The following is a 21,907-nucleotide window of genomic DNA, read 5'->3' on the forward strand; positions in this document are numbered from 1 at the left end:
CTCAGTCCCCCGCTCGGTGCCAGGCGCGCCGCAGGCCGGACCGCAGCGGGACCAGGACCACCGCGACGGCACCGGCGGCGGCCACCGGGAGGGCGGCGCCGACCAGCAGCCCGGCCCGTCCCTGGGGATGCCGGGCCTCGGCGATCGTCGCGCCGGTCACCCCCGCGGACAGCACGGCCAGGGCGGTGGCGTTGGCGGTGCGCACCAGGCGGTCCTGCCTCGCGCCGCCGCGCTGGGCCCAGACCGCCGGGACCGCACCCAGGGCGAGCGTGGCCAGCACGGTCCACCGCGGTCCCCGGCCGCGCACCCGCCCGGTCGGGCCGAAGCCGGTGGCCACGGTCGAGGGCAGGCGGCGCCAGGCGACCGCGAGGGCACCGGCGGCCAGACCGGTGACGACCAGCGGCACGGATTGCGCGGCGCGCAGCTCCGGCGCCGGGATCGCGCCGAGCACGTCCGGGCCCGCGTCGTCCGGCCGCAGCAGCCCGGCCCGCACGGCGATCGCGCCGTAGTTGAGCGTCCAGCCCAGGCCGAACAGCCGCGGCACCACCAGGTGCGGGTTCGCCGGGTCCCAGGTCCGGGCACGGACGTCCGCACTCACCGGCCCGCGGACCTCGACCGGCAGGCCGAGCACCCGCCAGCGTGCGTCCTGCGGCGGCGCCTCGTCCACCAGCGCCTCGCGCAGGGTCCGGGCGTAGTCCGCCGCCTCCCCGAGCGCCTGCACCGGGTCCAGCCCGGCCGCGGTCAGCTCGTCGAGTTGGGCCGCCAGGGCGGTCAGGGCGCGTCGGCGATCCGCGGCGGACAGCCGGCCCAGGTGTGCCTGCACTTCGCGCAGGTACGGATGCGTCATGGCTGCCTCCTGGTGAGGATCTCGTTCATCGCCCGGCTCAGGTCCGACCAGGCCGACGCCCCCTCGGCGAGCCAGGCCCGCCCCTCGGTCGTCAGCCGGTAGTACTTGCGCGGCGGCCCACCGACCGCCTCGCCCCAGCGCGGCCCGATCAGCCCGGACTTCTCCAACCGCGCGAGCAGCGGGTAGACGGTGCCGGCGGTCGCGGCCAGCGCCGGGTGCGCGCCGAGCCGGTCCAGGATCTCGATCGAGTAGCACTCCTCGCGGTCCAGCACCGCCAGGATGGCGAGCTCCAGCACTCCCTTGCGCAACTGGGCGGTCCGTGGGCTTCCTTGCATGACAAGCATCCTGGCACAACAAGGATCCAGTGACCCCGGGACGTTCGTCATGGCGTCACCGACAGATTGCGTAACATCATACGTAGATGGAGCGCGCACCCCTGGAGTCCCAGCTGTTCGGCAGCCTGTTCGTGCTCGGCTCGCACCTGTCCCGGTACGCCGACGACGCCCTGGCCCGGTACGGAGTGACCTCCCGCCAGTGGCTGCTGCTGGCGGTGCTGGTGCAGGCCTTCCCCGACCGGAGCCCGACCCTGACCCAGGCCGCCGCGGTGTACGGCACCTCGCGCCAGAACGTGAAGCAGATCGCCGGCCAGCTCGCTGCCCGCGGCCTGGTGACCCTCGAACCGGACAGCACGGACCGCCGGGCCACCCGGCTCGCCGTCACCCCGCTGGTGGCCGAGCTCTTCGACGCACCGGCGGCCGTCGCCCATCAGCGCGACGCCATCGCCCGGGTGTTCGCCGGCTTCGGCGACGGGGAGCTCAGCACGCTGCTGGCGGCGGTCGAGCGCTGCCTGGCCAACCTGGACACCCGGGGCGACGCATGACCCGGACCGTCCTGCGCCTCGCCCTGGGCCTGCTGATCGTGCTGCACGGCCTGGTGCACCTGACCGGGACGGCCGCCGGCCTGGGCTGGGGCGACACCGGGCTCGTGGTGTCCCCGGTCGCGGGCTGGGCCTGGCTGGTGGTGTGCCTGCTGACCGTCGCCGCCGGGATCGGGTTCATCGCTGGGCGGCGCCGCTGGTGGTGGCTGGGAGCGCCGGCGGCGGCCGGCTCGCTGGCCCTGCTCGCCGGTCACTGGCCGGAGTCGGCGGTGGGCCTGGTGCCGGACGTGGTGCTGCTGGCCGCCGTGGCGCACTCCTGGTGGCGGAGCAGTCCACGGTCGCTGCCCGGTCGCTACCGGCGTGGGGTCGCCGCCACCCCCGTCCCGGTCCCCGCGCGCGGCGTCGTCACCGAGGCCGACCTGGCCGGGCTGCCGGCACCCGTCGCGGGCTGGCTGCGGCGCACCGGCGCGGTCGGCCGGCCGCGGGTGACCCGGGTCCGCGCGACGCTGCGCGGCCGGATCCGGGGTGGACCCGACGAGCCGTGGATGACCTTCACCGGCGAGCAGGTCAACACCTACGGCCCCCGCCCCACCCGGCACTTCCTGCTGGACGCCACCCGTGCGGGACTGCCGATCGACGTGCTGCACGTGCTCACCGACGGCCGGGCCCTGATGACCGCGCGGCTGCTGTCGGTGATCCCGGTGGTCGATGCGGCCGGGCCGGCGATGGACCTCAGCGAGGCCGTGACCCTGTTCGACGACCTGTGCCTGCTGGCGCCCGCCGCCCTGATCGACGCCCCGGTCACCTGGCAGCCGATCGACGATCGCCGGGTGCGCGCCACCTACCGCACCGGCGGCCAGGAGGTCGGCGCCGTGCTGGAGTTCGACGAGTCGGGCGACCTGCGCAATCTGACCTCGGACGACCGGCTGCGCGCCGAGCCGGACGGATCGTTCACCCCGATGCGCTGGGACACCCCGGTGCACGACTTCCGCGACACCGGCGGCCGTCGACTCCCGGGGACGGCCGGCGCCCGCTGGCACGCACCGGCCGGGACGTTCAGCTACGCCGAGCTGACCATCCTCGCGGTGGAGTCGGGACCGTGAGCGGTCATTCGGTGCTGATCACCCGGACCGGCCCCTCCTGCACGGTCGGCGCCTCGAAGCCGCGCAGGTAGCCGGACATCCGGTCGGCCGGGACCGGCACGTCATCAGGCCCGTCGCCGGAGCGCGCCGCCACCCGCGCCCGCATGGTCGCCTCGGACGCGCGCAGGTGGTGCACCACCGGCACCACCCCGGTCGGCGCCAACAGCGCGCGGTAGTCGTCCCGGGCGGCCCGCGACCAGAAGCTGGTGTCCACCACCACCCGCTCCCCCGCGGCCACCGCCGCCAGCAACCGCTGCCGGATGATCGCGTGCACGGCGCCCGCGGTGTCCGGGTCCAGCGGGTGCTCCCGGTGACCGAGCTCCCAGGCGATCCGGTCGAAGGACAGCCAGAGGTAACCCTGCTCCGCCAGCCGGGCGGCATGGGTCGACTTGCCCGCACCGGCCGGGCCGCAGACCAGCACCACCTGCTCGTCCATCGCACCTCCCGGCCGCCAGGATAGGGACCTCGGCCCGATCCCCTCCGCTGGTCGGCTGCCTAGGCTCGCAGGGTGCACACCCAGTCCGACGTCGAGGCCGTGCTGTCCCACCGGCACGACCTGGGCGGCGACCTGTGGACCACCCCCGACCTGCGACTGGGCAAGGGCGCGCCGTTCTCCGCCCTGGAGAGTCCGCTGCTGCTGCTCGACCTCGGCATGGACCCGGACGAGCCGGTGCTGCGGGACAGCGCCGAGCTGGTGCTCAGCACCTGGCGGCCGGACGGCCGGTTCGCGGTGTACCCGCACGGTGCGATCCTGCCCTGCCACACCGCGGCGGCGGCCCGGCTGCTGTGCCGGCTCGGCCGGGCGGACGACCCGCGGGTGGTCCGGTGCCTGGAGCAACTGCTGGACGGCCGGCACGACGACGGTGGCTGGCGGTGCCGCAAGTTCAGCTACGGCCGCGGACCGGAGACCGAGCTATCCAACCCGATGCCCACCCTGGTCGCGCTGGACGCCTTCCGGCACACCACGACGCCGCAGTCACCCGCCCTGGACCAGGCGGTCGAGACCCTGTTGCGGCACTGGACCACCCGCGCCCCGGTCGGACCGTGCCACTACGGCATCGGCACGCTGTTCCACCAGGTGTCCTTCCCATTCCGGGCCTACAACCTCTTCTACTGGGTGTACGTCCTGTCGTTCTACCCCGCCGCCCGCACCGACCCGCGGTTCGCCGAGGCGTTCGCCGCCCTGCGGTCCACCCTGATGGCCGGCCAGATCGTGGTGCAGCGGGTGGTCCCCAAGCTGGCCCGGTTGGAGTTCTGCCGCCCGGGCCGGCCGAGCGCCACGGCAACGGCGCGGTACCGGGAGATCGTGCACAACCTGGCCGCCGAACGCGACGCGGGCTGAGAACCGGGGTTCAGTTCGGCAGGTACCGCAGCTCCGGGCGGCCGGAGCGACCGTAGACCGGCTCGCGGGTGTACGCCCCGCGCGCCACCAGGTGCTCCAGGTAGCGGCGGGCGGTCACCCGGGACAGCCCGGTGACCGCCGCCGCCTCACTGGCGGTGAGGCCGGCGTCGGCGGCGTGCAGGGCGTCGCGCACCCGGTCGAGCGTCTCCGGCGACATGCCCTTCGGCAGGGCGGTGCCGGTGCGGGCACGCAGCGCGGCCAGGGCGGCGTCGATCTCACCCTGGTCGATCACCGAACCCTGCCCGGTCGCGGCCGCCCGGTAGGCGGCGTAGGCCTCCAGCCGTTCTCGGAGCGCGGCGAAGGTGAACGGCTTGATCAGGTAGTGCACCACGCCGTGCCGGACCGCGGTCCGCACCGACGCCAGGTCACGGGCCGCGGTGATCACCAGGACATCCGGCGGGTCCGGCAGCTCGCGCAGCGCCCGGCAGACCTCGAGCCCGTGGGTCCCCGGCATCGCCAGGTCGAGCAGCACCAGGTCGACGCCGCCGCGGGCCACCCGGGCCAGCGCCACGTCGCCGTCCCCCGCGACCGCCACCGTGCGGAAGCCGGGCACCCGGTCGACGAAGGTGCGGTGCGCGCGGGCGACCACCGGCTGGTCGTCCACCACCAGGACCCGGATCATGCGTCGCCCACCCGCCCGGTGTCCGCCGCCGCCACGCCCACCACGCCGCCGGCCCCGCCCACCTGGGCCGCCGGCAGCGGCAGCCGCACCACGAATCGTGCCCCGACCTCCCGGTCCACCACCACACTGCCGCCGAGCCGCCGGGCGGTGGCCGCGACCAGCGCCAGTCCGAGCCCCCGGCCCTGCGGGCGGTCGTCGCCGGGGGTGGGCGCCTTGGTGGTCCAGCCCCGGACGAACGCCTGCCGCGCCACCTCGGGCGCCATGCCCGGCCCGGAGTCGGCCACCTCCAGCACGAGCTCCGCGTCCTGCACGGTGCTGCGCACCCGGACCCAGCGCGGGGCGGCGCCCTCGCCCGCCGCGTCGATCGCGTTGTCCAGCAGGTTGCCGAGCACCACCACCAGGTCGAGCGGGTCCAGGCCGGTGGCGGGCAGCTCGGAGCCGGGCTCGATCCGCAGTTGCACCCCCCGCTCCTCGGCGGTCGCGGCCTTGCCGAGCAGCAGTGCGGCCACCGGGGGTTCGGTGACCGACCGGGTCACGGCGTCCACCAGCTCCTGGGCGTGGCCGAGTGCCGCGGTCGCGAAGGCGACCGCCTGCTCGTACTCCCCGAGTTCCACCAGCGCGACCACGGTGTGCAGCCGGTTGTCGGCCTCGTGCGAGCGGGCCCGCAGCGAGTCGCTGAACCCGCGCAGCGAGTCGAGTTCGCCGGTGACCCGGACCAGGTCGGTGCGGTCGCGCAGGGTGGCGACCCAGCCGAGCTCCATGTCCGCGGTGCGGGCCGGGACCTGGGTGACGACCAGGGTGCGTCCGCCCGCCACGTGCAACTCGTCCTCGCACTCGCGGCCCGACCCGAGCAGTGTGCCGAGCGCCGGGTCCAGCGTGAGGTCATCGACCCGGTCGCCGGGCCGGACCTCGGGCAGGTCGAGCAGCCGCCGGGCCTCGTCGTTGCACAGCACCACGGTGCCGTCCCGGGACACCAGCACCAGGCCGACCCGCACCGAGTGCAGCAGGGCGTCGTGGTAGCTCTGCAGCCGGGCCAGCCCGAGGTGGCCGAGCCCGTAGGTCTGCCGGCGGACGTGCCGGGCGATCAGCCAGGCGGTCACCGAGCCGAGGGCCAGCGCGCCGAGGGCCAGTAGGGCGAGCCGGCCCACCGCCTCGCGCACCCGGTCGCCGATCACCTCCAGCTGCACCCCGGCGGACACCAGGGCGACCACGTCCCCCGCGGCGTTCGTGATCGGGGTGACCACCCGGACGGACGGGCCGAGGGTGCCGGTGTAGTCCTCGACGGTGGTGCGCCCGGCCCGGGCCCCGTCGATCGTGCCCTGGAACTGTCCGCCGATCTGCTCCGGATCGGGGTGGGTGTAGCGGGTGCCCTCGGGACTCATCACCACCAGGAAGGTGATGTCGTTCGCGGCCCGCAGCTCCTCCACCGGCTCGGCCAGCACCACCGCCGGGTCGGGGCCCTGGACCTGCTCCAGCAGCCAGGGATCGCGCGCCATGGTCAGGACGGTGGCCCGGGCCCGGGCGATCGCCTCGGCCCGGGCGGAGTCCTCCGCCTCGCGCGCGGCCAGCACCGAGCCGCCCAGGACCACCAGCAGCAGGGCCAGCACCTGCAGCACCAGGATGCGCGTCGCCAGTGACGCGCGGTCCTGCTGCGCCCAGGGGGAGGGCTCCTGCCTCGTCGTCGAGGCGGCTCGGCGGACGGCCATGCGACCAGTATGAACAGAAATCCTGCGAATGTGACGGGCCATCGGACCCATGTCCGCGAACACAATGAACACAATTCCCGGAATCCACCATTCGGGACGATGGTCCCCGCGCGCCGACGCCTCTCGCGCAAAGACTCATAGCCATTCCAGCCCCTCATTTCCCCCGGCCGCGATGATGCGGCCGCGTCGTTCGAAAGGGCACGCGCATGGCTCAGGACACCGCCCCCGCCGCCTCGCCCGCAGCAGCTCCACCGGCCGGCCCCGCCGGTCCGGCGAGCCGCCTGCAACCCGTCCAGCCGATCCGGCTGCTGATCCCGATCGCTGTCGGGGTGGCGCTGTGGTTCATCCCGGCGCCGGACGGCGTGGACGCACCCGCCTGGCACCTGTTCGCGATCTTCGCCGCGACGATCGTCGGGGTGATCGCCCGGCCGCTGCCGATGGGCGCGGTCACCGTGCTCGGCCTGGTCGCGACGCTGGTCACCGGGGTGCTCAAGCCCGATGAGGCATTGTCGGGCTTCTCGAACTCCACGATCTGGCTGATCGTCACCGCGTTCTTCATCTCCCGCGGCGTGATCAAGACCGGGCTGGGCAACCGCCTGGCGCTGTTCTTCGTCTCCCGTCTCGGCCGCAGCCCGCTCGGCCTGGCCTACGGCCTGGCGGCCACCGACCTGGTGCTGGCGCCGGCCACCCCGTCCAACACCGCACGGGCCGGCGGGATCATCCAGCCGATCGTCCGGTCGATCTCCTCCTCCTACGGCAGCGAACCCGGTCCGACCTCCCGCAAGGTCGGCGCATTCCTGACCAGCAGCGCATTCCACGCCAACGCCATCACCTCGGCGATGTTCCTCACCGCGATGGCCGGAAACCCGCTCGCCGCCCAGCTCGCCGGCGACCAGGGCGTGGAGGTGACCTGGGGCGCGTGGGCGCTGGCCGCGATCGTGCCCGGCCTGGTGTCGCTCGCGGTGATCCCGCTGGTGGTCCGGTTCATCTACCCGCCGGAGCTCAAGCACACCCCGGAGGCGGCCACCACCGCCCGCGGCCAGCTGCACGACCTGGGCCCGATGTCGTCCGCCGAGAAGGTCATGACCGCGACCATCGTGGGCCTGCTGGCGCTGTGGACGCTGGGCGACCGGTTCCTCGGCATGTCCGCGACCACCACCGCCCTGGTCGGCCTGGTCGTGCTGCTGATCAGCGGCGTGCTGACCTGGGACGACATCAAGAAGGAGACCCAGGCCTGGGACACCCTGGTCTGGTTTGCTGTCCTGGTCATGATGGCAACCCAGCTCAACGCCCTCGGCCTGATCCCCTGGCTCAGCGGCGAGATGTCCTCGCTGGTGTCCGGCATGGGCTGGCAGCCGGCGTTCATCCTGCTGACGCTGGTCTACTTCTTCAGCCACTACCTGTTCGCGTCCAACACCGCGCACATCTCCGCGATGTACGCCGCGTTCCTGGCCACCGCCATGATGGCCGGCGCCCCACCGCTGCTGGCCGCGCTGGTCCTCGGCTTCATCTCCAGCCTGTTCGCCTCGGTCACCCACTACTCGTGCGGCCCCGCGCCCGTGCTCTTCGGTGCCGGGTACGTGCCGGTCACCGCTTGGTGGCGCACCGGGCTCGTGGTCTCGATCGCGAACATCGCGCTCTGGATGGGCATCGGCGGCCTCTGGATGAAAGTCATCGGCATGTGGTGACCACCGCCCCACCCCGCCCCGTGAACCCCTGAACGAAAGGAACCACCGTGACCACCACCGAGCACACCACCGAGGTCCGCGACGGCTTCCGCGTCGAGCACGACACGATGGGCGAGGTCCTGGTGCCCGCCGACGCCCGGTACCGCGCGCAGACCCAGCGGGCCGTGCAGAACTTCGCGATCTCCGGGACCGGGCTGTCCCGGCACCACATCGCCGCACTGGCCGAGGTGAAGCGCGCCTCCGCCCTGGCGAACGCCGAGCTCGGCGTCGTGCCCCAGGAGGTCGCCGACGCGATCGTCTCCGCCGCCGACGAGGTGATCGACGGCCGCTGGGACGCGCACTTCCCGGTGGACGTGTTCCAGACCGGCTCCGGCACGTCGTCGAACATGAACACCAACGAGGTGCTGGCCACCCTGGCGACCGAGCGGGCCGGCAGCCCGGTGCACCCGAACGACCACGTGAACGCCTCGCAGTCCTCGAACGACGTGTTCCCGGCCTCGATCCACATCGCGGCCACCCAGGCGGTGATCGGCGACCTGCTGCCCGCCCTGGACCACCTGGCCGGGACGCTGGAGACCAAGGCGGAGGAGTTCGCCGATGTGGTGAAGTCCGGCCGCACCCACCTGATGGACGCCACGCCGGTCACCCTCGGCCAGGAGTTCGGCGGCTACGCGGCGCAGATCCGGCTGGGGATGGAGCGGGTCGAGGCGGCACTCCCCCGGCTCGCGCAGCTCCCGCTGGGTGGCACCGCGGTCGGCACCGGGATCAACACCCCGGCCGGCTTCCCGCAGCGCGTGATCGCGCTGGTGGCCGAGCACACCGGGCTGCCGGTCACCGAGGCGCCGAACCACTTCGAGGCGCAGGGTGCCCAGGACGGCCTGGTCGAGACCTCCGGCGCGCTGCGCACGGTCGCGGTGTCGCTGGTCAAGATCTGCAACGACCTGCGCTGGATGGGCTCCGGCCCGCGCACCGGCCTGGGCGAGATCGCACTGCCGGATCTGCAGCCGGGCTCGTCGATCATGCCGGGCAAGGTCAACCCGGTGATCCCGGAGGCGGTGCTGATGGTCGCCGCACAGGTGATCGGCAACGACGCGACGGTGACCTTCGCCGGCGCGTCCGGGGCCTTCGAGCTGAACGTGATGCTGCCGGTGATGGCCCGGAACCTGCTGGAGTCGGTGACGCTGCTGTCGAACGCCTCCCGGCACCTGGCCGACAAGTGCGTCGCCGGGGTGGTCGCCCACCGCGACCGCTGCCGCCAGTACGCCGAGTCCTCGCCGTCGGTGGTCACGCCGCTGAACCGGCTGATCGGCTACGAGGCGGCCGCGAAGGTGGTCAAGCACGCCGTCGCGCACGACCTGACCATCCGCGAGGCCGTGCTCGCGCTCGGACACGTCGACTCCGGCGCGGTCACCCCCGAGCAGCTGGACGCCGCCCTCGACGTGCTCGCGATGACGGTGGCACCCACGGCGGGCGAGCGCTGATGCAGACCATCCGCACCGATGTCGCGGTGATCGGCGGCGGCGGGGCCGGCCTGCGGGCCGCGATCGCCGCGGTCACCGCCAACCCCGGGCTGGACGTGACGATCCTGTCCAAGGTGTACCCGATGCGCTCGCACACCGTGGCCGCCGAGGGTGGCGCCGCGGGCGTGGTGGGCGCGGAGGACTCCCTGGAGCAGCACTTCGCGGACACCGTCTCCGGCGGCGACTGGCTGTGCGACCAGGACGTCGTGCAGTACTTCGTCGAGCACGCCGCCGAGGAGATGTACCAGCTGGAGCGCTGGGGCTGCCCGTGGAGCCGGAAGGACGACGGCTCAGTCAACGTGCGCCGGTTCGGCGGGATGAGCCGGCCGCGCACCTGGTTCGCCGCGGACAAGACCGGCTTCCACCTGCTGCACACCCTGTTCCAGACCTCGCTCGCCCACCCCGGGATCCGGCGGCTGGACGAGTGCCTGGCGCTGGAGCTGGTCACCCGGGACGACCGGGTCGCCGGCGTCCTGGCCTACGACCAGCGCGAGGGCTACCCGGTGCTGGTCGAGGCCGGCGCGGTGATCGTCGCCACCGGCGGCGCGGGCCGGGTCTACGCCCAGAACACCAACGGCGCGATCGTCACCGGCGACGGGATGGCGATGGCCTACCGGGCCGGCGCCGCACTGCGCGACATGGAGTTCGTGCAGTACCACCCGACCGGCCTGCCGGGCTCCGGCATCCTGATCACCGAGGGCTGCCGCGGCGAGGGCGGTGTGCTGCTGAACGCCGACGGCCGCCGCTACCTGCAGGACTACGGGCTCGGACCCGAGACGCCGATCGGCGAGCCGAAGAACAAGTACATGGAGCTCGGCCCGCGCGACCGGCTGTCCCAGGCGTTCTGGCACGAGCAGCAGGCCGGGCGGACCATCCCCACCCCGCGCGGCGACGTCGTGCACCTGGACCTGCGGCACCTCGGGTCGGCCTACCTGCGCGAGCGGCTGCCGCTGATCTGCGAGCTGGCCGAGCAGTACATCGGCATCGACCCGGCGACCACGCCGATCCCGGTCTGCCCCACCGCGCACTACACGATGGGCGGCATCGAGACCGACCTGACCACCGCCACCGCCCTGACCGGCCTGTACGCGGTCGGCGAGTGCGCGTCCTCCGGCCTGCACGGCGCCAACCGGCTCGGCTCGAACTCGCTGGCCGAACTCGCGGTGCTGGGCCGGGTGGCCGGTGAACAGGCCGCCGCGCACGCGCTCGCCGAGCCGGCCGGACCGGACCCGCGGGTGCGCCGGGCCGCCGCCGACGCCGCGGACCGGCAGCTGTCCCTGATGGGCCGGGGCACCGAGTCGCCCGCGGAGATCCGTGCCGAACTCGGCCGGACCATGGACGAGGGGGTCGGCATCTTCCGCACCGCCGAGGGCATGCGGGCCACCTCCGCGAAGCTCACCGAGCTGCGCACCCGGTACGCCGACGTCCAGGTCGTCGACACCTGCCCGGTCTACAACACCGACTGGGCCGGGGCGATCGAGCTCGGCGCCATGCTCGACGTCGCGGAGGCGATGGTGTACTCCGCCCTCGGCCGGGAGGAGTCCCGCGGGTCGCACCAGCGCCTGGACGGCTTCACCGAGCGGGACGACCAGCGCTTCCTCGCGCACACCCAGGCCTGGCGGACCCCGGACGGCCCGCCCAGCCTCACCTACCAGCCGGTCACGATCACCACCTCGCCGCCCGCCACCCGGGCCTACGGCGATGCCGGCAAGCAGGCCGAGTCCGCCCCGACCGGAGGGAGCACCCGATGAGCTGCGACAACGACTGCGCGAACTGCGGGTGCACGGAACCCGGCGGCCAGAGCACGAGCTCGGCGGTGCTCGGCACCATGCGGGTCCAGGTCCAGCGCTACCGCCCGGACGTCGACGACGCCCCGCGCCTGGTCGAGTACGAGGTGCCCTGGGGTCAGGACACCTCGGTGCTGGACGCGCTGACCTACATCAAGGACCACCTCGACCCGACCCTGGCCTTCCGCTGGTCCTGCCGGATGGCGATCTGCGGCTCGTGCGGGTTCATGCTCAACGGCGTCCCCCAACTCGGCTGCGAGCAGTTCGTCCGGGACTACGCCCCCGGGCCGCTGCGGATCGAGCCGCTGGAGAACATGGCCGTCGAGCGCGACCTGGTCGTCGACCTGGAACCGTTCATGTCGGCGCTGACCTCGGTGAAGCCGTGGCTGATCCCCGACCCGGAGCTGACCGAGCCGGCCAACCGGCAGACGCCGGAGCAGATGGTCGCGTACCACGACTACGCGATGTGCATTAACTGCCTGCTCTGCTACGCGGCCTGCCCCCAGGTGTCGATCGCCGCGGACTTCCTCGGCCCGGCCGCCGTGACCGCCGCGGTCCGCTACAACCGGGACTCCCGCGACCACGGCTCCGACCAGCGGCTGCCGCTGCTCGACCGGGAGGACGGGCTGTGGTCGTGCACCTTCGTCGGCGCCTGCTCCACCGCCTGCCCGAAGGGCGTCGACCCGGCGGCCGCCATCCAGCAGGCCAAGGCCGCGACCGCCGCCTCCTGGGCCGCCGAGTTCATCCTGCCGCGCCGCGGGGCCCTGCGATGAGCGCCCCGGTCACCCGTCGCGTCCCGGCCGATCCGGTCGCCGGGCGACGCCGGCCGTACCGGGCACCGGTCCGCCGCACCTGGTTCCTCGCCAAGAGCGAGTACCGGGCCTACGCGCTGCGTGAGTTCTCCAGCGTGATCGTCGGCCTGTTCGTCCTGGACCTGATGGTCGGGCTGGTCGCCCTGCACCGCGGCCGGGACTCGTGGGAGTGGTGGGTGGACCTGCAGACCCACCCGGTGAACCTGGTCCTGACCGGCCTGGCCCTGGTGATGGCGATCGTGCATGCCACCACCTGGTTCCAGGCCACGCCCAAGATCATCCGGGTGCGCCGCGGCCGGAGGTACGTCGCCGACCGCTGGGTGGTGCTGATGCACTACCTGCTGCTGGCGCTGTTCGCACTCGTCGTCGTGCTGTGGCTGGGAGGCCTGTGATGCGCCGGTGGGAGGGGCGGACCAACGAGCCGCTGATGTGGGCGCTGTTCGGTGGCGGCGGCATGCTCGCCGTGTTCACCATGCCGGTGCTGATCGTGGTCTTCGGCTTCCTGGTGCCGTTCGGCGTCTTCGGCAGCACCGACGAGGTCTACGACCGGGTGCAGGGCTTCCTCACCCACCCGCTGGTCACCGCCGGGGTGTGCGTCGCGCTGGGCCTGGTGCTCTGGCACTGCTGCCACCGGACCTACCACGCCCTGCACGACCTGGGGCTGCACCCGCCGGAGATCGTGCGCGCCGCGATCTACGGCGTGGCACTGCTGACACCGGTCGTCGGGTTCGCGCTGTGCCTCGCGGCGTAAGGCCCCGCCGGCCCGCGGGCCTCGGCACCTCCCGGCGCGCCACCCTGGCCGTCCGGGACGCCACCCGCGCCGCCTCGGTGCACAACAGCCAACCCTGGCGGTTCGTGGTCGCCCCCGGTCGCGTGGAGTTGCACGCCGCCGGGGGCGACCGGCCCCGGCTGATCGACCCGGACGACCGCTGGTGGCTCGCCTCGCTCGGCGCCGCCGCCGCGAACCTGGAACTCGGGCTGCGCTGCCGGCTGCGGGTGCCCGTCACCCTCGCCGTGGACGTGTCCGCCGCCGGCTCGGCCGACCCGGTGCTGGTCGCCACCTGGTCCGCCGCCCGCGGCATCCGCCCCGACACCCGGCCCAGCACCTCGGACCTCCGCCTGCACGCCGCGATCCCGGCCCGCCGCACCGCCCGGTGGCCGCTGTACGGTCCGGTCGGTGCCGCCGAGCTCGACGCGGTGCGCGCGATCGTGGCCGCCGGTCCACCCGCCGGCGTCCCCGAGGTCCGGGCCCACGTCGCCGAATCCGCCACGGCCGACCTGCTCGCCCTCAGCGCCCAGGTGGAGGACCGGCTCCGCGACGACCCGGCCTACCTCGCCGAGGTCGCCGGCTGGGCGCACCGGCACGACGGCCGCGGCATCCCCGGTCGCGCCCACGGCTCCGCCGACCGCTCCGGCCGGGTACCCGCCCGCGACTTCTCCGCCTCACCCGCGTCCCCCGACGGCGACCGGCCCCGCGGCGACTACGAGGTGCAGTCCACCCTGATCGTCCTCAGCACCGCCGACGACCAGCCCGCCGACCGGTTCGCCGCCGGGCGCGCCCTGCAACGCGCCGCCCTCGCCCTGACCGCCGACGGCCTCGGCACCGGCCTGGCCGGCCAACTGGTCGAGGACCCGGACACCCGCGCCCGCGCCCGCGCGGCGGAACTGCTGGGGATCGACGGACGCACCGTGCAACAGGTGCTGCGGGTCGGGCGTCCCCCGGCCGACCTGGTGGCCGGACGCTCGGGGCGGCTGCCGCTGCGAGCGGTGCTGCGCCAGGCGCGCTAGCTGAGCCGTCCGCGGTATCGCGCGACCTCGGACTGTGGATCAGGGGTGCCGGCGTCGGCGTGCCCACAGCAGGAGTGCGCCACCGGCCAGTAGCCCGGCCGCCGCCAGCGCGACACCGGCCACGGCTGCCCCGGAACCGGCCAGCGCAACACCGGCCACGGCTGCCCCGGAACCGGCCGGCCCGGCCCCGGTACCCACGTCCGCACTCGGACTCGTGACGGCCTGCCACTGGGCGAACAGGGTGAGGTCGGTGTCGAACGGGAACACCGCCCCGTCCGCCCACGCGGTCCCCGACCCGTCCGCGGCCGTGTTCCACCCGGTGAACGTGAACCCGTCCCAGGTGAACGCGATCTCGCTCAACGCGGTCGGCGCCGAACCGGTCTGCGGGTCCATGGCCCCGGCGCCGCCGTTCGCATCGAACCTCACCGTGTGCGCCACCGTCGCCGTCACCACCGCCGAGGTCACCGCCGCATCAGCACCCCAGCAGTTCGTGGCCACCGCCCGGTAGTGCGTCGTGTCCACCACACCCGTGATGCTCAGCGTGCTGTCGGTCTGCCCGGGCAGGTCGACCCAGTTGCCGTCGGGCTTCTCCTGTTGCCACTGCACCGCCGGCGCCGGGTCCCCCGCGACCACGACGCTCGCCGAGAACGCGCCGTCGGCACTCACCTCGCCCGACGTCGGCTCGCCGGTGATCGACGGCGCCGACCCGTAGGTGAAGCCGTTCGGATAGGTCTGCGTGTGCGACCGGTCCAGCTGCGTCCACGACACCACCACGTCCACCGGACCACACAGGCCATTGTCCTCAGTGCGCGCCGGAGACACCGCCGTCCACGTCGGCACGTTCCAGGTGTCACCCGACTCGACGGACTGCGACAGGCTCTGCGCCGGCACGCCGCCGAACGTGACCGAGGTGACCAGGACGTCGGCGGCGAGCGGGACCGGCGCCGCCCGGTTGGTGATCGTGCCGTCACCCACCTGCCCATAGCTGTTCAGGCCCCACGAGTACACGCGGCCGTCGCTGGTGAGCGCGCTCGCGAAGGATTCACCGTTCCCGGCGAGCTGGGTGAACGTCACGCCTGCCGGCGCCAGCACCGGGAGCATCTGCTCCCGGACCGCGGTCGAGGTCGTGTTGTTGCCCAACTGTCCTGAGGCGTTGCGACCCCACGCGTAGATCTCGCCATCGGCGGTGAGGGCGAAGACCGCAGTGTTGGACCCGGCCACCTGGGTCAATGTGAGACCTGCTGGGACCGTGACCGCAGTGGGCACCACCCACCGATCGGGCGATCCCACTCCCAGGACCCCGCTGCTGAGGTTGCTTCCCCATGCGTAGAGCTGGCCGTCAGTACCCAGCGCGAAGGCGGCGTAGTAGGCCGACGCGATCTGGCTGAACTCGACACCTGCCGGAGCCTGGGTCAACACCGGCACCGGCCGGCTCGTGGTCGTGCCGTCCCCCACCTGCCCATAGAGGCCCTGGCCCCACGAGTACACGCTGCCGTCGGTGGCCAAAGCGTGCGCGGTGTACGCGCCCGAGGTGATGGCCGTGAACGTCACGCCAGGCGGAGTCGAGACCAGCACCGGCACCGACCGGTCTGTGGTCGTGCCGTCCCCCAGTTGCCCGTAGGCGTTGTCCCCCCATGCGTAGACCTCGCCATCGCTGGTGAGCGCGTAGTTGGCGGAGTAGGCCGACGCGATCTGGGTGAACTCGACACCTGCCGGTGTCTGCACCGGAGCGGGCACCGACCGGTCCGTGGTGGAACCATCGCCCAGCTGGCCCTGGTTGTTGCGACCCCACCCGTAGACCTGTCCGTCCTCCGTGAGCGCGAATCCGGCCCAGTAGCCACCGGCCACCTCGACGAAGACGACCCCGTCGGGGACCGCCACCGAGACCGGCGTCGAGGTGCGTTGGGTCGAGCCGTCTCCCAGCTGCCCGTAGCTGTTGTCGCCCCACGAGTACACGCCGCCGTCGTCGGTCACCCCGTACCCGGACGCGTTGCCCAGGGCGACCTGTGTGAAGGTCAGCCCGGTCACCGTGTCCGACACGGCCGTGCCGCCGGTCGTGGGCCCGGCGCCGGGATCGGGCTGGGCCCACGCCGTCGCCGACGGCGCGAGCACACCGACGAGTGTCAGAACGGTCAGCAGCCGACCTGGCCGCACCCTGGATGCCCTTCCCGGGCATGACGATCGCTCGCGCGTGGGCCGGTTCATGTGCCGGGGCTCCCTTCCGTCTGCGGGGCAGGCGGTCCATGAGCCACTGTAAGCGCCGTCGAATGGCATCCAGAGGGAGCCGACGCGCCCCGCCATGGCAAGAGGCCGTCTCCGGTGATCCGGAACCGGCCTCTGACCTGCGACTCTACGTCGGGCTGACAGGATTTGAACCTGCGACCCCTTGACCCCCAGCTCACGTGGTCGTCGGTCGAGGCCGTCCACACACGTCCACAGCCATACGATCATCGATCAGGCCGGAGCTACCGGACAAGCATGAACGTCCGCGGACAGGCTCCGCGGGGGTCAGGCAGTGGGGTCAGGCACGTGCGGTGCCGCCGGAGATACAGCCTTGGCGGGCTCGCCGGTCAAGTCACGCCGGCTCGCCACCCGAGACGCATATTCGCCGCGGCCTGAGTGGGGCTGCTCGCTCATGGAACGAACCTGGCCCGGACGTCGAGGCCGCACCGATCCGGCACCGATCGACCGGGTCCATGTAGCGACGTTGATGCGATCGGCGAACACACGACGCTGTGCCTGGCCGCCAGCATCGATCGGGCGACGACCGTTCTCAGCCGCCGAACATGCCTTCCGGCGCGACGCGCAGGTGCTCGCCTCGCCACCTTTGCGACCGGGACTGCTGCGCCTCGTCAGCCGCCAAGCGTGCCGCCTTCTTGCTCGGCGTGCGGATCGCGAAGTACACGTTCGGGTTGAGGAAGCCTGTGCCGCGGCGGTGTTGGAATCCGGACAGGATCGAGGCGGCGATGAGCTCACCGTTCGAGACGTAGTCGCCCAGGTAGTCCTCGGCGATGTGCTTGAGCGTGTAACTGCCGACATCGGGATTCAGTGTCTTGCGGGGCTCCATGTGCTCAGTGAGCCAGTCCTGCAGCTGCAGGACGTGCTCGCCGTGCTGGCGCAGAAGAGCTCCGCCACCGCCGACCTGCTCGCCCTCAGCGCCCAGGTGGAGGACCGGCTCCGCGACGACCCGGCCTACCTCGCCGAGGTCGCCGGCTGGGCGCACCGGCACGACGGCCGCGGCATCCCCGGTCGCGCCCACAGCTCCGCCGACCGCTCCGGCCGGGTGCCCGCCCGCGACTTCTCCGCCTCACCCGCCTCACCCGACGGCGACCGGCCCCGCGGCGACTACGAGGTGCAGTCCACCCTGATCGTCCTCAGCACCGCCGACGACCAGCCCGCCGACCGGTTCGCCGCCGGGCGCGCCCTGCAACGCGCCGCCCTCGCCCTGACCGCCGACGGCCTCGGCACCGGCCTGGCCGGCCAACTGGTCGAGGACCCCGACACCCGCGCCCGCGCGGCGGAACTGCTGGGGATCGACGGGCGCACCGTGCAACAGGTGCTGCGGGTCGGGCGTCCCCCGGCCGACCTGGTGGCCGGACGCTCGGGGCGGCTGCCGCTGCGGGCGGTGCTGAGCCAGGCGCGCTAGCTGAGCCACCCCACCGGCGCGCTGATCCGTTCCAGGTCCGCGGGCGCGATGGCGAGCGTGTGCAGCGGGTCCCCGCTCCCGCCGTACACCTGCGCCAGCTCCAGCAGCCGCCGGTCGAACACCACCGGCAACCCGTGGCCCACCAGCGGCACCGCCCCCACCTCGAAACCGGTCGCCGCCCGCACCGTCGCCGGGTCCGCCAACACGAGTGACTCCGCCCCGGCGGCGACCCAGGCGGCTGCCAGCTCCAGCCGGCCGCGACCGGCGCTGAGGATCACCGCCACCGGTGAACCGTCGGCCAGCACGCCGACCCATGCCATTTTTCAAGCCTACATCAAAGGCGCAGCGCTCTCTCGTGGTTACGTTGCTGCCGAATCAGGTGCTTGAACGCGAAGCGATCATGTCCTGCTCGACTGGTCTTCGTTGCGCGCGTTGTGAGTGGCTGGAAATTCGGTTGTCCCGCTTTCGCGCGGGGTCCAACGACCGCCGTGCCTCACGTCGTGATCTCGATCGTGGACTGAACCCGTTGGCGGACCGGCGTCCACAGATCAACTTCTACCTCAGGTGACTCGATGCCCACGACAAGCGAATAGTGCACGCCCTGGTCACTCTGGTCGTGATCGCGCCGGTTCTTCCACCACCCAGCGACTGGGTAGACGACGATCGCACCCTTACTCGCGAGATCAGCTGCTGTTCCGGTCCAGATGTCGGTGTGGAGTGAGCCGGGCGCTTGCTGTTGGTTGCTACCGAAAAGCCAGCCCTTCTCCGTGTCAAGACTCGGCGGACGTTCGCCGTCGACGCGGGCGCGCGTGTTGATCCGCTTGCGGAAGGACTCGACGTTCTCCTCGGGTCGTCGCGTGGCGAATCTAAGGCCGTGCGAGGGGTAAATGTATCGACCCGTCCATCCTCGACTTGAGGGATTCGGCTCTACAAAGTACGATAAAGTGACCCGCAGCCTCACAAGGGCCTCGCCCAACGCTTCGAGCTCCTCGATGGGCCACGGCAGCTGGTGAAGGTTCATCTCGCGGACCTTTCCAGTGTTGCTACCACCATCCCGCTCATAGGGGTGAATTTCCGCCTCCGCGATGAGCGTAAGGGCGTCTGCTGCGCTGCGAAGTGCGCGCTGAGCATCCGGTACCCCCATGCCATAGCGGCGCAGGAGACCTACCAGAGCCGTTTTGTTACTTTCGCGGTCGAAGTGCGCGCGCATGGAGTCTGTCCACTGAGCGGAGTGGACGATGAGCGCTCGTACAGTTTCGGGGCGCAAGGCCGGGTAGGCCGCAGAAATGTCTGCAGCCATCGCGGCGACCTGAGCGGTCGCCGCTGAGGTATCGCGCGTCATCGTGAAGTATCCCTCGCCAGGGCGTCGAAGCCGCGTGGTGAGTAGGGCGAGGTTTGGAGGCGTGTCGACTCCAGTCCGGTCCGGGGATGCGGCAAGGTTGCCGCCGTTGGCGACCACATCAGGCTTGAACGGCCACTTCTTGCGATCGAACACCAGGGATGTTCGACTCACGGGAGACAGCTCGCCGCGCTGCGCAATGGGCACATAACCGGCGAAGTCGGCCAAGGCACCGGACATGTCGTCCTGTTCGGAGTAGGCTCCGACGCTCAGCGCGTTCCATGACTGCGCTGGGTCCTCCACCGGCTCCAGGTCGCTCCGGGCCAGATGGTCGTCCATCGCCGTGACGTCCCGGATGTTTCCTGCGGAAACGACAAAAAGCCGGGGACGGCGCGGCTCGTCACGATCGAGATAGGTGAACTTTGGATCAGTGTCGTCGATGCCGCGGCCGAAGCTGAGCGCGTCGATCGACGCGGACCAGGAGGTCGGCCGTCCCGCCTCCATACGCCCAGCAGGCTCAGAGCCGACACCGGACGAGCCTGGGCGGGGTGCCGTGACCGCGAGCATGAACACGCGGGAACGTGTCGGAGCCTGGATCTCCGTGCGATCGACCGAGCGCGCCGTGATCGCGCCGTAAAGGTCACGGTCGTTGTCGCCTCTGTCGGGTAGGAACTTGACCGACTCCAGGCGGTGGCGAAGTTGGATCGTCTGGGAGTCGAGGACGGCACCGTGGAGGTCGCCATAGAGCGCCAGCCCCGCCATCTCGGTGCCGTGCGGATGGACCGGCCGCAGCTGCCAGCGCACGTCGGCGACGTGCCGATCAGGTTCGTCGATCGAGTCCGTGAGGAGTGGATGCTCGTCCTGGATACCCGTGTCCAGAATGCACACCGCGGGAGCATCGCTGGGCGCGATTTGGAGACGTCTGCGCAGGTCATCGACCCACTCGGCCTGCTCCGTCGCCGGGAGTTCGGTGAGGAAGCTCGCCACATCGTGGGGGTGGCGCAGCTCGGCGATGTCATCGAGCGATTCGAATGCGTCGGCAAGCTGGTCAGCGGTCGCGTTGAGCAGTACCACTGTGCGGTCGCTAAATCCGAGGTAGTGCTCGCTGGTACGAAGCCCATGCCCAGCGGAGAACGTGATGAACCTCTGCCGCTCGCCGCCGTCTCGTTTGCGCAGCCAGACCTCCCACCAGCGATTCTCGGAAGGGTTGCTGGGGAACAGGTCGTCAGCGTCTGTCCACAGTTCGCGGATCGTTGCCCGACGGATCGACTGGATTCCATCTACGAGAGCTGCGTTGCTTGCTCTGTCGTTTCCGGAAGTCTCGACGTATGCGTTCAGACGGCGCAGAAAATACTCCTTCTTACCATCCGGGATGTAGACCGTTGCGATTTGGATCGCGCCCTCCGCAGTCGCCGTCTCACGCACGGCGACCAACTCGGGTTGCTCCCCCGGGCGCTGCACGTCGAGGCTCTCCAACGCGAGCTCAAGGTCCGGAAAGGACACGAACGAGATATACGTCCCTTCCGTCTCCGGCTCTTCGGGCTCTGCCGTCAGCGCGCTCTGGTACTCGTCGGTGAGCCTGCGTCCGTGACGCCTGCGATCACCTGAGAAGCCCTGGCTGTCGCCACCGCCGCCAGAAGATGCCAAGGTGAATGGTTCGGGGCGCGGTGGAGCCGGCACGACGATGTGCGGACGGTCGCGTTCAGCCATACCGCCTACGCGTTCTGCTCACGACGCGCATTGGAGCGCGGGCGCTCGTTGAGGGCTGTTACGAGGTCGTCTGTGAGTATCCGGGTCCGCCCAGTGAGCACGGCACGCTTCGCGGCGTTCTCGGCCGCCGTCGCAACTTCGGCATGGCTAAGCCCACGGGCCGCCGCAACCACTCGCCGCCAGCTCAGGTTTCCGATCTGAAACAACGTCAGCCGATTCTTTACGACCAAACGGACACTCTCGTCGTCAGGGAGCTCGAAGTCCATCACCGTGTCGAATCGACGGAACAGCGCATTGTCGAGCAATTGCGGATGATTCGTAGCCGCGATGATTACGCTCTCGGAGGCGTCCTCTTCGAGGAACTGGAGGAAGGAGTTCAGCACCCGACGAATCTCCCCCACATCGTTCGCTGCGGCGCGGTCGCCGGCGAGCGCATCGACTTCATCAAAGAGATACACGCCACGGGTCTCTACGAGCGCATCGAAGATCAGCCGTAGCTTGGCTGCCGTTTCACCCATGAACTTCGTGATGATCGTGTCAAGCCGGATAGCGAATAGTGGTAGCCCAAGTTCACCAGCGATCACCCGCGCGGTTGATGTCTTCCCCGTGCCCGGAGGGCCGATCAGGAGCAGCCGCCGAGCCGGACGCAATCCGTGCCGGGCGAGTGTGTCTCGTTGCCGCTGTTCGAGAAGAACATGTTGAAGTCGCGCCGCGAGCTCGTCGGATAGAACGAGGTCACCCACGCGCGCGCTCGGGTAGGTGACGCTCAGTAGAGAACCGAGCTCGCCCCTCGGCTGAGTGACCGGGACGATGGACGCGACACGGGATGGTGTGAAGTCTCGCTTTCGCAAGTCGTCCACAAGGTCGCGCAGGTCCTGGGCGAACTTGGACTGCCCCGCTCGGGCGGCCTTCGCAGCGACCTGCATCGCGACTGCGTAGAACTGAGGGTCATCGCCGTCCGCGTGGCTCTGCACCAACGCTTTGAGTTGGTCGTTCGTCGCCATGGTCTGACCTCCCTTCC

The 21,907-nt window shown here is 71.7% G+C and carries 21 protein-coding genes; 11 read left to right on the forward strand and 10 right to left on the reverse strand.

The features are described from left to right. Window position 1: 1 nt before the first annotated feature. Together HGA03_RS05105 and HGA03_RS05110 are read right to left on the reverse strand one after the other, a co-directional pair. A complete protein-coding gene (locus HGA03_RS05105) occupies window positions 2-847 on the reverse strand; it encodes a DUF5808 domain-containing protein (protein ID WP_168629156.1) in 846 nt (281 codons plus the stop codon). Next, complete coding sequence (locus HGA03_RS05110; RefSeq protein WP_168629157.1) at window positions 844-1,182, reverse strand: PadR family transcriptional regulator; 339 nt, start codon at window positions 1,180-1,182, stop codon at window positions 844-846. The genes HGA03_RS05105 and HGA03_RS05110 overlap by 4 nt, the downstream gene beginning before the upstream one ends. Before the next feature lie 86 nt (window positions 1,183-1,268). Here HGA03_RS05110 and HGA03_RS05115 point away from each other — a divergent pair, with 86 nt between their 5' ends. Both HGA03_RS05115 and HGA03_RS05120 read left to right on the forward strand, forming a co-directional pair. Further along, complete coding sequence (locus HGA03_RS05115; RefSeq protein ID WP_168629158.1) at window positions 1,269-1,727, forward strand: MarR family winged helix-turn-helix transcriptional regulator; 459 nt, start codon at window positions 1,269-1,271, stop codon at window positions 1,725-1,727. After that, window positions 1,724-2,827: a DUF6544 family protein gene (locus HGA03_RS05120; protein ID WP_168629159.1), complete on the forward strand. Its 1,104-nt coding sequence runs from the start codon at window positions 1,724-1,726 to the stop codon at window positions 2,825-2,827. Before HGA03_RS05115 ends, HGA03_RS05120 begins: the two co-directional genes overlap by 4 nt. Before the next feature lie 4 nt (window positions 2,828-2,831). Here HGA03_RS05120 and HGA03_RS05125 read toward each other — a convergent pair whose 3' ends face one another. Beyond that, window positions 2,832-3,302: a P-loop nucleotide/nucleoside kinase family protein gene (locus tag HGA03_RS05125; protein WP_210732204.1), complete on the reverse strand. Its 471-nt coding sequence runs from the start codon at window positions 3,300-3,302 to the stop codon at window positions 2,832-2,834. A 72-nt stretch (window positions 3,303-3,374) separates the two neighbouring features. Between HGA03_RS05125 and HGA03_RS05130 the strand changes: the two genes are divergently transcribed. Next, window positions 3,375-4,208 carry a prenyltransferase gene (locus HGA03_RS05130; RefSeq protein WP_168629160.1) on the forward strand — a complete coding sequence of 278 codons (834 nt, stop codon included), beginning with the start codon at window positions 3,375-3,377 and terminating at the stop codon, window positions 4,206-4,208. A 10-nt stretch (window positions 4,209-4,218) separates the two neighbouring features. Here the strand turns inward: HGA03_RS05130 and HGA03_RS05135 are convergent, their stop codons facing one another. Together HGA03_RS05135 and HGA03_RS05140 are read right to left on the reverse strand one after the other, a co-directional pair. Next, window positions 4,219-4,890 carry a response regulator gene (locus HGA03_RS05135; protein ID WP_168629161.1) on the reverse strand — a complete coding sequence of 224 codons (672 nt, stop codon included), beginning with the start codon at window positions 4,888-4,890 and terminating at the stop codon, window positions 4,219-4,221. Then, a complete protein-coding gene (locus tag HGA03_RS05140) occupies window positions 4,887-6,596 on the reverse strand; it encodes a sensor histidine kinase (protein WP_168629162.1) in 1,710 nt (569 codons plus the stop codon). The genes HGA03_RS05135 and HGA03_RS05140 overlap by 4 nt, the downstream gene beginning before the upstream one ends. A gap of 206 nt (window positions 6,597-6,802) precedes the next feature. On the opposite strand from HGA03_RS05140, the gene HGA03_RS05145 reads away from it, so the two are divergent. From HGA03_RS05145 to HGA03_RS05175, 7 genes are read left to right on the forward strand one after another with little or no spacing between them, the layout of a single operon-like run. Then, window positions 6,803-8,284, forward strand: a complete 1,482-nt coding sequence (locus tag HGA03_RS05145) for an anion permease (protein ID WP_168629163.1) — start codon at window positions 6,803-6,805, stop codon at window positions 8,282-8,284. Between the two features lie 47 nt (window positions 8,285-8,331). Next, window positions 8,332-9,765 carry a class II fumarate hydratase gene (locus HGA03_RS05150; protein WP_275407619.1) on the forward strand — a complete coding sequence of 478 codons (1,434 nt, stop codon included), beginning with the start codon at window positions 8,332-8,334 and terminating at the stop codon, window positions 9,763-9,765. Continuing rightward, entirely contained in the window at window positions 9,765-11,555 is a 1,791-nt protein-coding gene (gene frdA, locus HGA03_RS05155; RefSeq protein WP_168629164.1) for a fumarate reductase (quinol) flavoprotein subunit, read from the forward strand. The genes HGA03_RS05150 and frdA overlap by 1 nt, the downstream gene beginning before the upstream one ends. Continuing rightward, entirely contained in the window at window positions 11,552-12,364 is an 813-nt protein-coding gene (locus HGA03_RS05160; protein ID WP_345719343.1) for a succinate dehydrogenase/fumarate reductase iron-sulfur subunit, read from the forward strand. Before frdA ends, HGA03_RS05160 begins: the two co-directional genes overlap by 4 nt. After that, window positions 12,361-12,795 carry a succinate dehydrogenase/fumarate reductase transmembrane subunit gene (locus HGA03_RS05165; RefSeq protein WP_168629165.1) on the forward strand — a complete coding sequence of 145 codons (435 nt, stop codon included), beginning with the start codon at window positions 12,361-12,363 and terminating at the stop codon, window positions 12,793-12,795. Before HGA03_RS05160 ends, HGA03_RS05165 begins: the two co-directional genes overlap by 4 nt. After that, complete coding sequence (frdD, locus tag HGA03_RS05170; protein ID WP_168629166.1) at window positions 12,795-13,154, forward strand: fumarate reductase subunit FrdD; 360 nt, start codon at window positions 12,795-12,797, stop codon at window positions 13,152-13,154. Before HGA03_RS05165 ends, frdD begins: the two co-directional genes overlap by 1 nt. Next, window positions 13,139-14,191, forward strand: a complete 1,053-nt coding sequence (locus tag HGA03_RS05175) for a nitroreductase family protein (protein WP_168629167.1) — start codon at window positions 13,139-13,141, stop codon at window positions 14,189-14,191. The genes frdD and HGA03_RS05175 overlap by 16 nt, the downstream gene beginning before the upstream one ends. 39 nt (window positions 14,192-14,230) lie before the next feature. Here HGA03_RS05175 and HGA03_RS05180 read toward each other — a convergent pair whose 3' ends face one another. Together HGA03_RS05180 and HGA03_RS05185 are read right to left on the reverse strand one after the other, a co-directional pair. Beyond that, a complete protein-coding gene (locus HGA03_RS05180; RefSeq protein ID WP_168629168.1) occupies window positions 14,231-16,396 on the reverse strand; it encodes an RCC1 domain-containing protein in 2,166 nt (721 codons plus the stop codon). 568 nt (window positions 16,397-16,964) lie between these two features. Next, complete coding sequence (locus tag HGA03_RS05185) at window positions 16,965-17,258, reverse strand: hypothetical protein (protein ID WP_168629169.1); 294 nt, start codon at window positions 17,256-17,258, stop codon at window positions 16,965-16,967. 33 nt (window positions 17,259-17,291) lie between these two features. On the opposite strand from HGA03_RS05185, the gene HGA03_RS05190 reads away from it, so the two are divergent. Next, window positions 17,292-17,837: a hypothetical protein gene (locus HGA03_RS05190; RefSeq protein ID WP_168629170.1), complete on the forward strand. Its 546-nt coding sequence runs from the start codon at window positions 17,292-17,294 to the stop codon at window positions 17,835-17,837. Here HGA03_RS05190 and HGA03_RS05195 read toward each other — a convergent pair. The 3 genes from HGA03_RS05195 to HGA03_RS05205 all read right to left on the reverse strand — a co-directional run bounded on the left by HGA03_RS05195 (window position 17,834) and on the right by HGA03_RS05205 (window position 21,890). Beyond that, on the reverse strand, window positions 17,834-18,157 hold the full coding sequence (locus HGA03_RS05195) for an aminoacyl-tRNA deacylase (RefSeq protein WP_168629171.1): 324 nt from the start codon (window positions 18,155-18,157) through the stop codon (window positions 17,834-17,836). The two genes, HGA03_RS05190 and HGA03_RS05195, sit on opposite strands and share 4 nt — an antisense overlap. 173 nt (window positions 18,158-18,330) lie before the next feature. Continuing rightward, window positions 18,331-20,886: a S8 family peptidase gene (locus HGA03_RS05200; RefSeq protein WP_168629172.1), complete on the reverse strand. Its 2,556-nt coding sequence runs from the start codon at window positions 20,884-20,886 to the stop codon at window positions 18,331-18,333. A gap of 5 nt (window positions 20,887-20,891) precedes the next feature. Continuing rightward, window positions 20,892-21,890: an AAA family ATPase gene (locus HGA03_RS05205; RefSeq protein WP_168629173.1), complete on the reverse strand. Its 999-nt coding sequence runs from the start codon at window positions 21,888-21,890 to the stop codon at window positions 20,892-20,894. Window positions 21,891-21,907 lie beyond the last annotated feature (17 nt).

Origin of the sequence: Cellulomonas denverensis, assembly GCF_012396125.1 — a bacterium.
Taxonomy (GTDB): Bacteria; Actinomycetota; Actinomycetes; order Actinomycetales; family Cellulomonadaceae; genus Cellulomonas; species Cellulomonas denverensis.

What these genes read in the sequence shown, in the direction of transcription:
- HGA03_RS05110 (WP_168629157.1), bottom strand. Translation starts at nt 1,182, where the DNA reads ATGCAAGGAAGCCCACGGACCGCCCAGTTGCGCAAGGGAGTGCTGGAG.
- HGA03_RS05145 (WP_168629163.1), top strand. Translation starts at nt 6,803, where the DNA reads ATGGCTCAGGACACCGCCCCCGCCGCCTCGCCCGCAGCAGCTCCACCG.
- HGA03_RS05120 (WP_168629159.1), top strand. Translation starts at nt 1,724, where the DNA reads ATGACCCGGACCGTCCTGCGCCTCGCCCTGGGCCTGCTGATCGTGCTG.
- HGA03_RS05115 (WP_168629158.1), top strand. Translation starts at nt 1,269, where the DNA reads ATGGAGCGCGCACCCCTGGAGTCCCAGCTGTTCGGCAGCCTGTTCGTG.
- frdA (WP_168629164.1), top strand. Translation starts at nt 9,765, where the DNA reads ATGCAGACCATCCGCACCGATGTCGCGGTGATCGGCGGCGGCGGGGCC.
- HGA03_RS05205 (WP_168629173.1), bottom strand. Translation starts at nt 21,890, where the DNA reads ATGGCGACGAACGACCAACTCAAAGCGTTGGTGCAGAGCCACGCGGAC.
- HGA03_RS05125 (WP_210732204.1), bottom strand. Translation starts at nt 3,302, where the DNA reads ATGGACGAGCAGGTGGTGCTGGTCTGCGGCCCGGCCGGTGCGGGCAAG.
- HGA03_RS05180 (WP_168629168.1), bottom strand. Translation starts at nt 16,396, where the DNA reads ATGAACCGGCCCACGCGCGAGCGATCGTCATGCCCGGGAAGGGCATCC.
- HGA03_RS05140 (WP_168629162.1), bottom strand. Translation starts at nt 6,596, where the DNA reads ATGGCCGTCCGCCGAGCCGCCTCGACGACGAGGCAGGAGCCCTCCCCC.
- HGA03_RS05105 (WP_168629156.1), bottom strand. Translation starts at nt 847, where the DNA reads ATGACGCATCCGTACCTGCGCGAAGTGCAGGCACACCTGGGCCGGCTG.
- HGA03_RS05160 (WP_345719343.1), top strand. Translation starts at nt 11,552, where the DNA reads ATGAGCTGCGACAACGACTGCGCGAACTGCGGGTGCACGGAACCCGGC.
- HGA03_RS05195 (WP_168629171.1), bottom strand. Translation starts at nt 18,157, where the DNA reads ATGGCATGGGTCGGCGTGCTGGCCGACGGTTCACCGGTGGCGGTGATC.
- HGA03_RS05135 (WP_168629161.1), bottom strand. Translation starts at nt 4,890, where the DNA reads ATGATCCGGGTCCTGGTGGTGGACGACCAGCCGGTGGTCGCCCGCGCG.
- HGA03_RS05185 (WP_168629169.1), bottom strand. Translation starts at nt 17,258, where the DNA reads ATGGAGCCCCGCAAGACACTGAATCCCGATGTCGGCAGTTACACGCTC.
- HGA03_RS05165 (WP_168629165.1), top strand. Translation starts at nt 12,361, where the DNA reads ATGAGCGCCCCGGTCACCCGTCGCGTCCCGGCCGATCCGGTCGCCGGG.
- frdD (WP_168629166.1), top strand. Translation starts at nt 12,795, where the DNA reads ATGCGCCGGTGGGAGGGGCGGACCAACGAGCCGCTGATGTGGGCGCTG.
- HGA03_RS05200 (WP_168629172.1), bottom strand. Translation starts at nt 20,886, where the DNA reads ATGGCTGAACGCGACCGTCCGCACATCGTCGTGCCGGCTCCACCGCGC.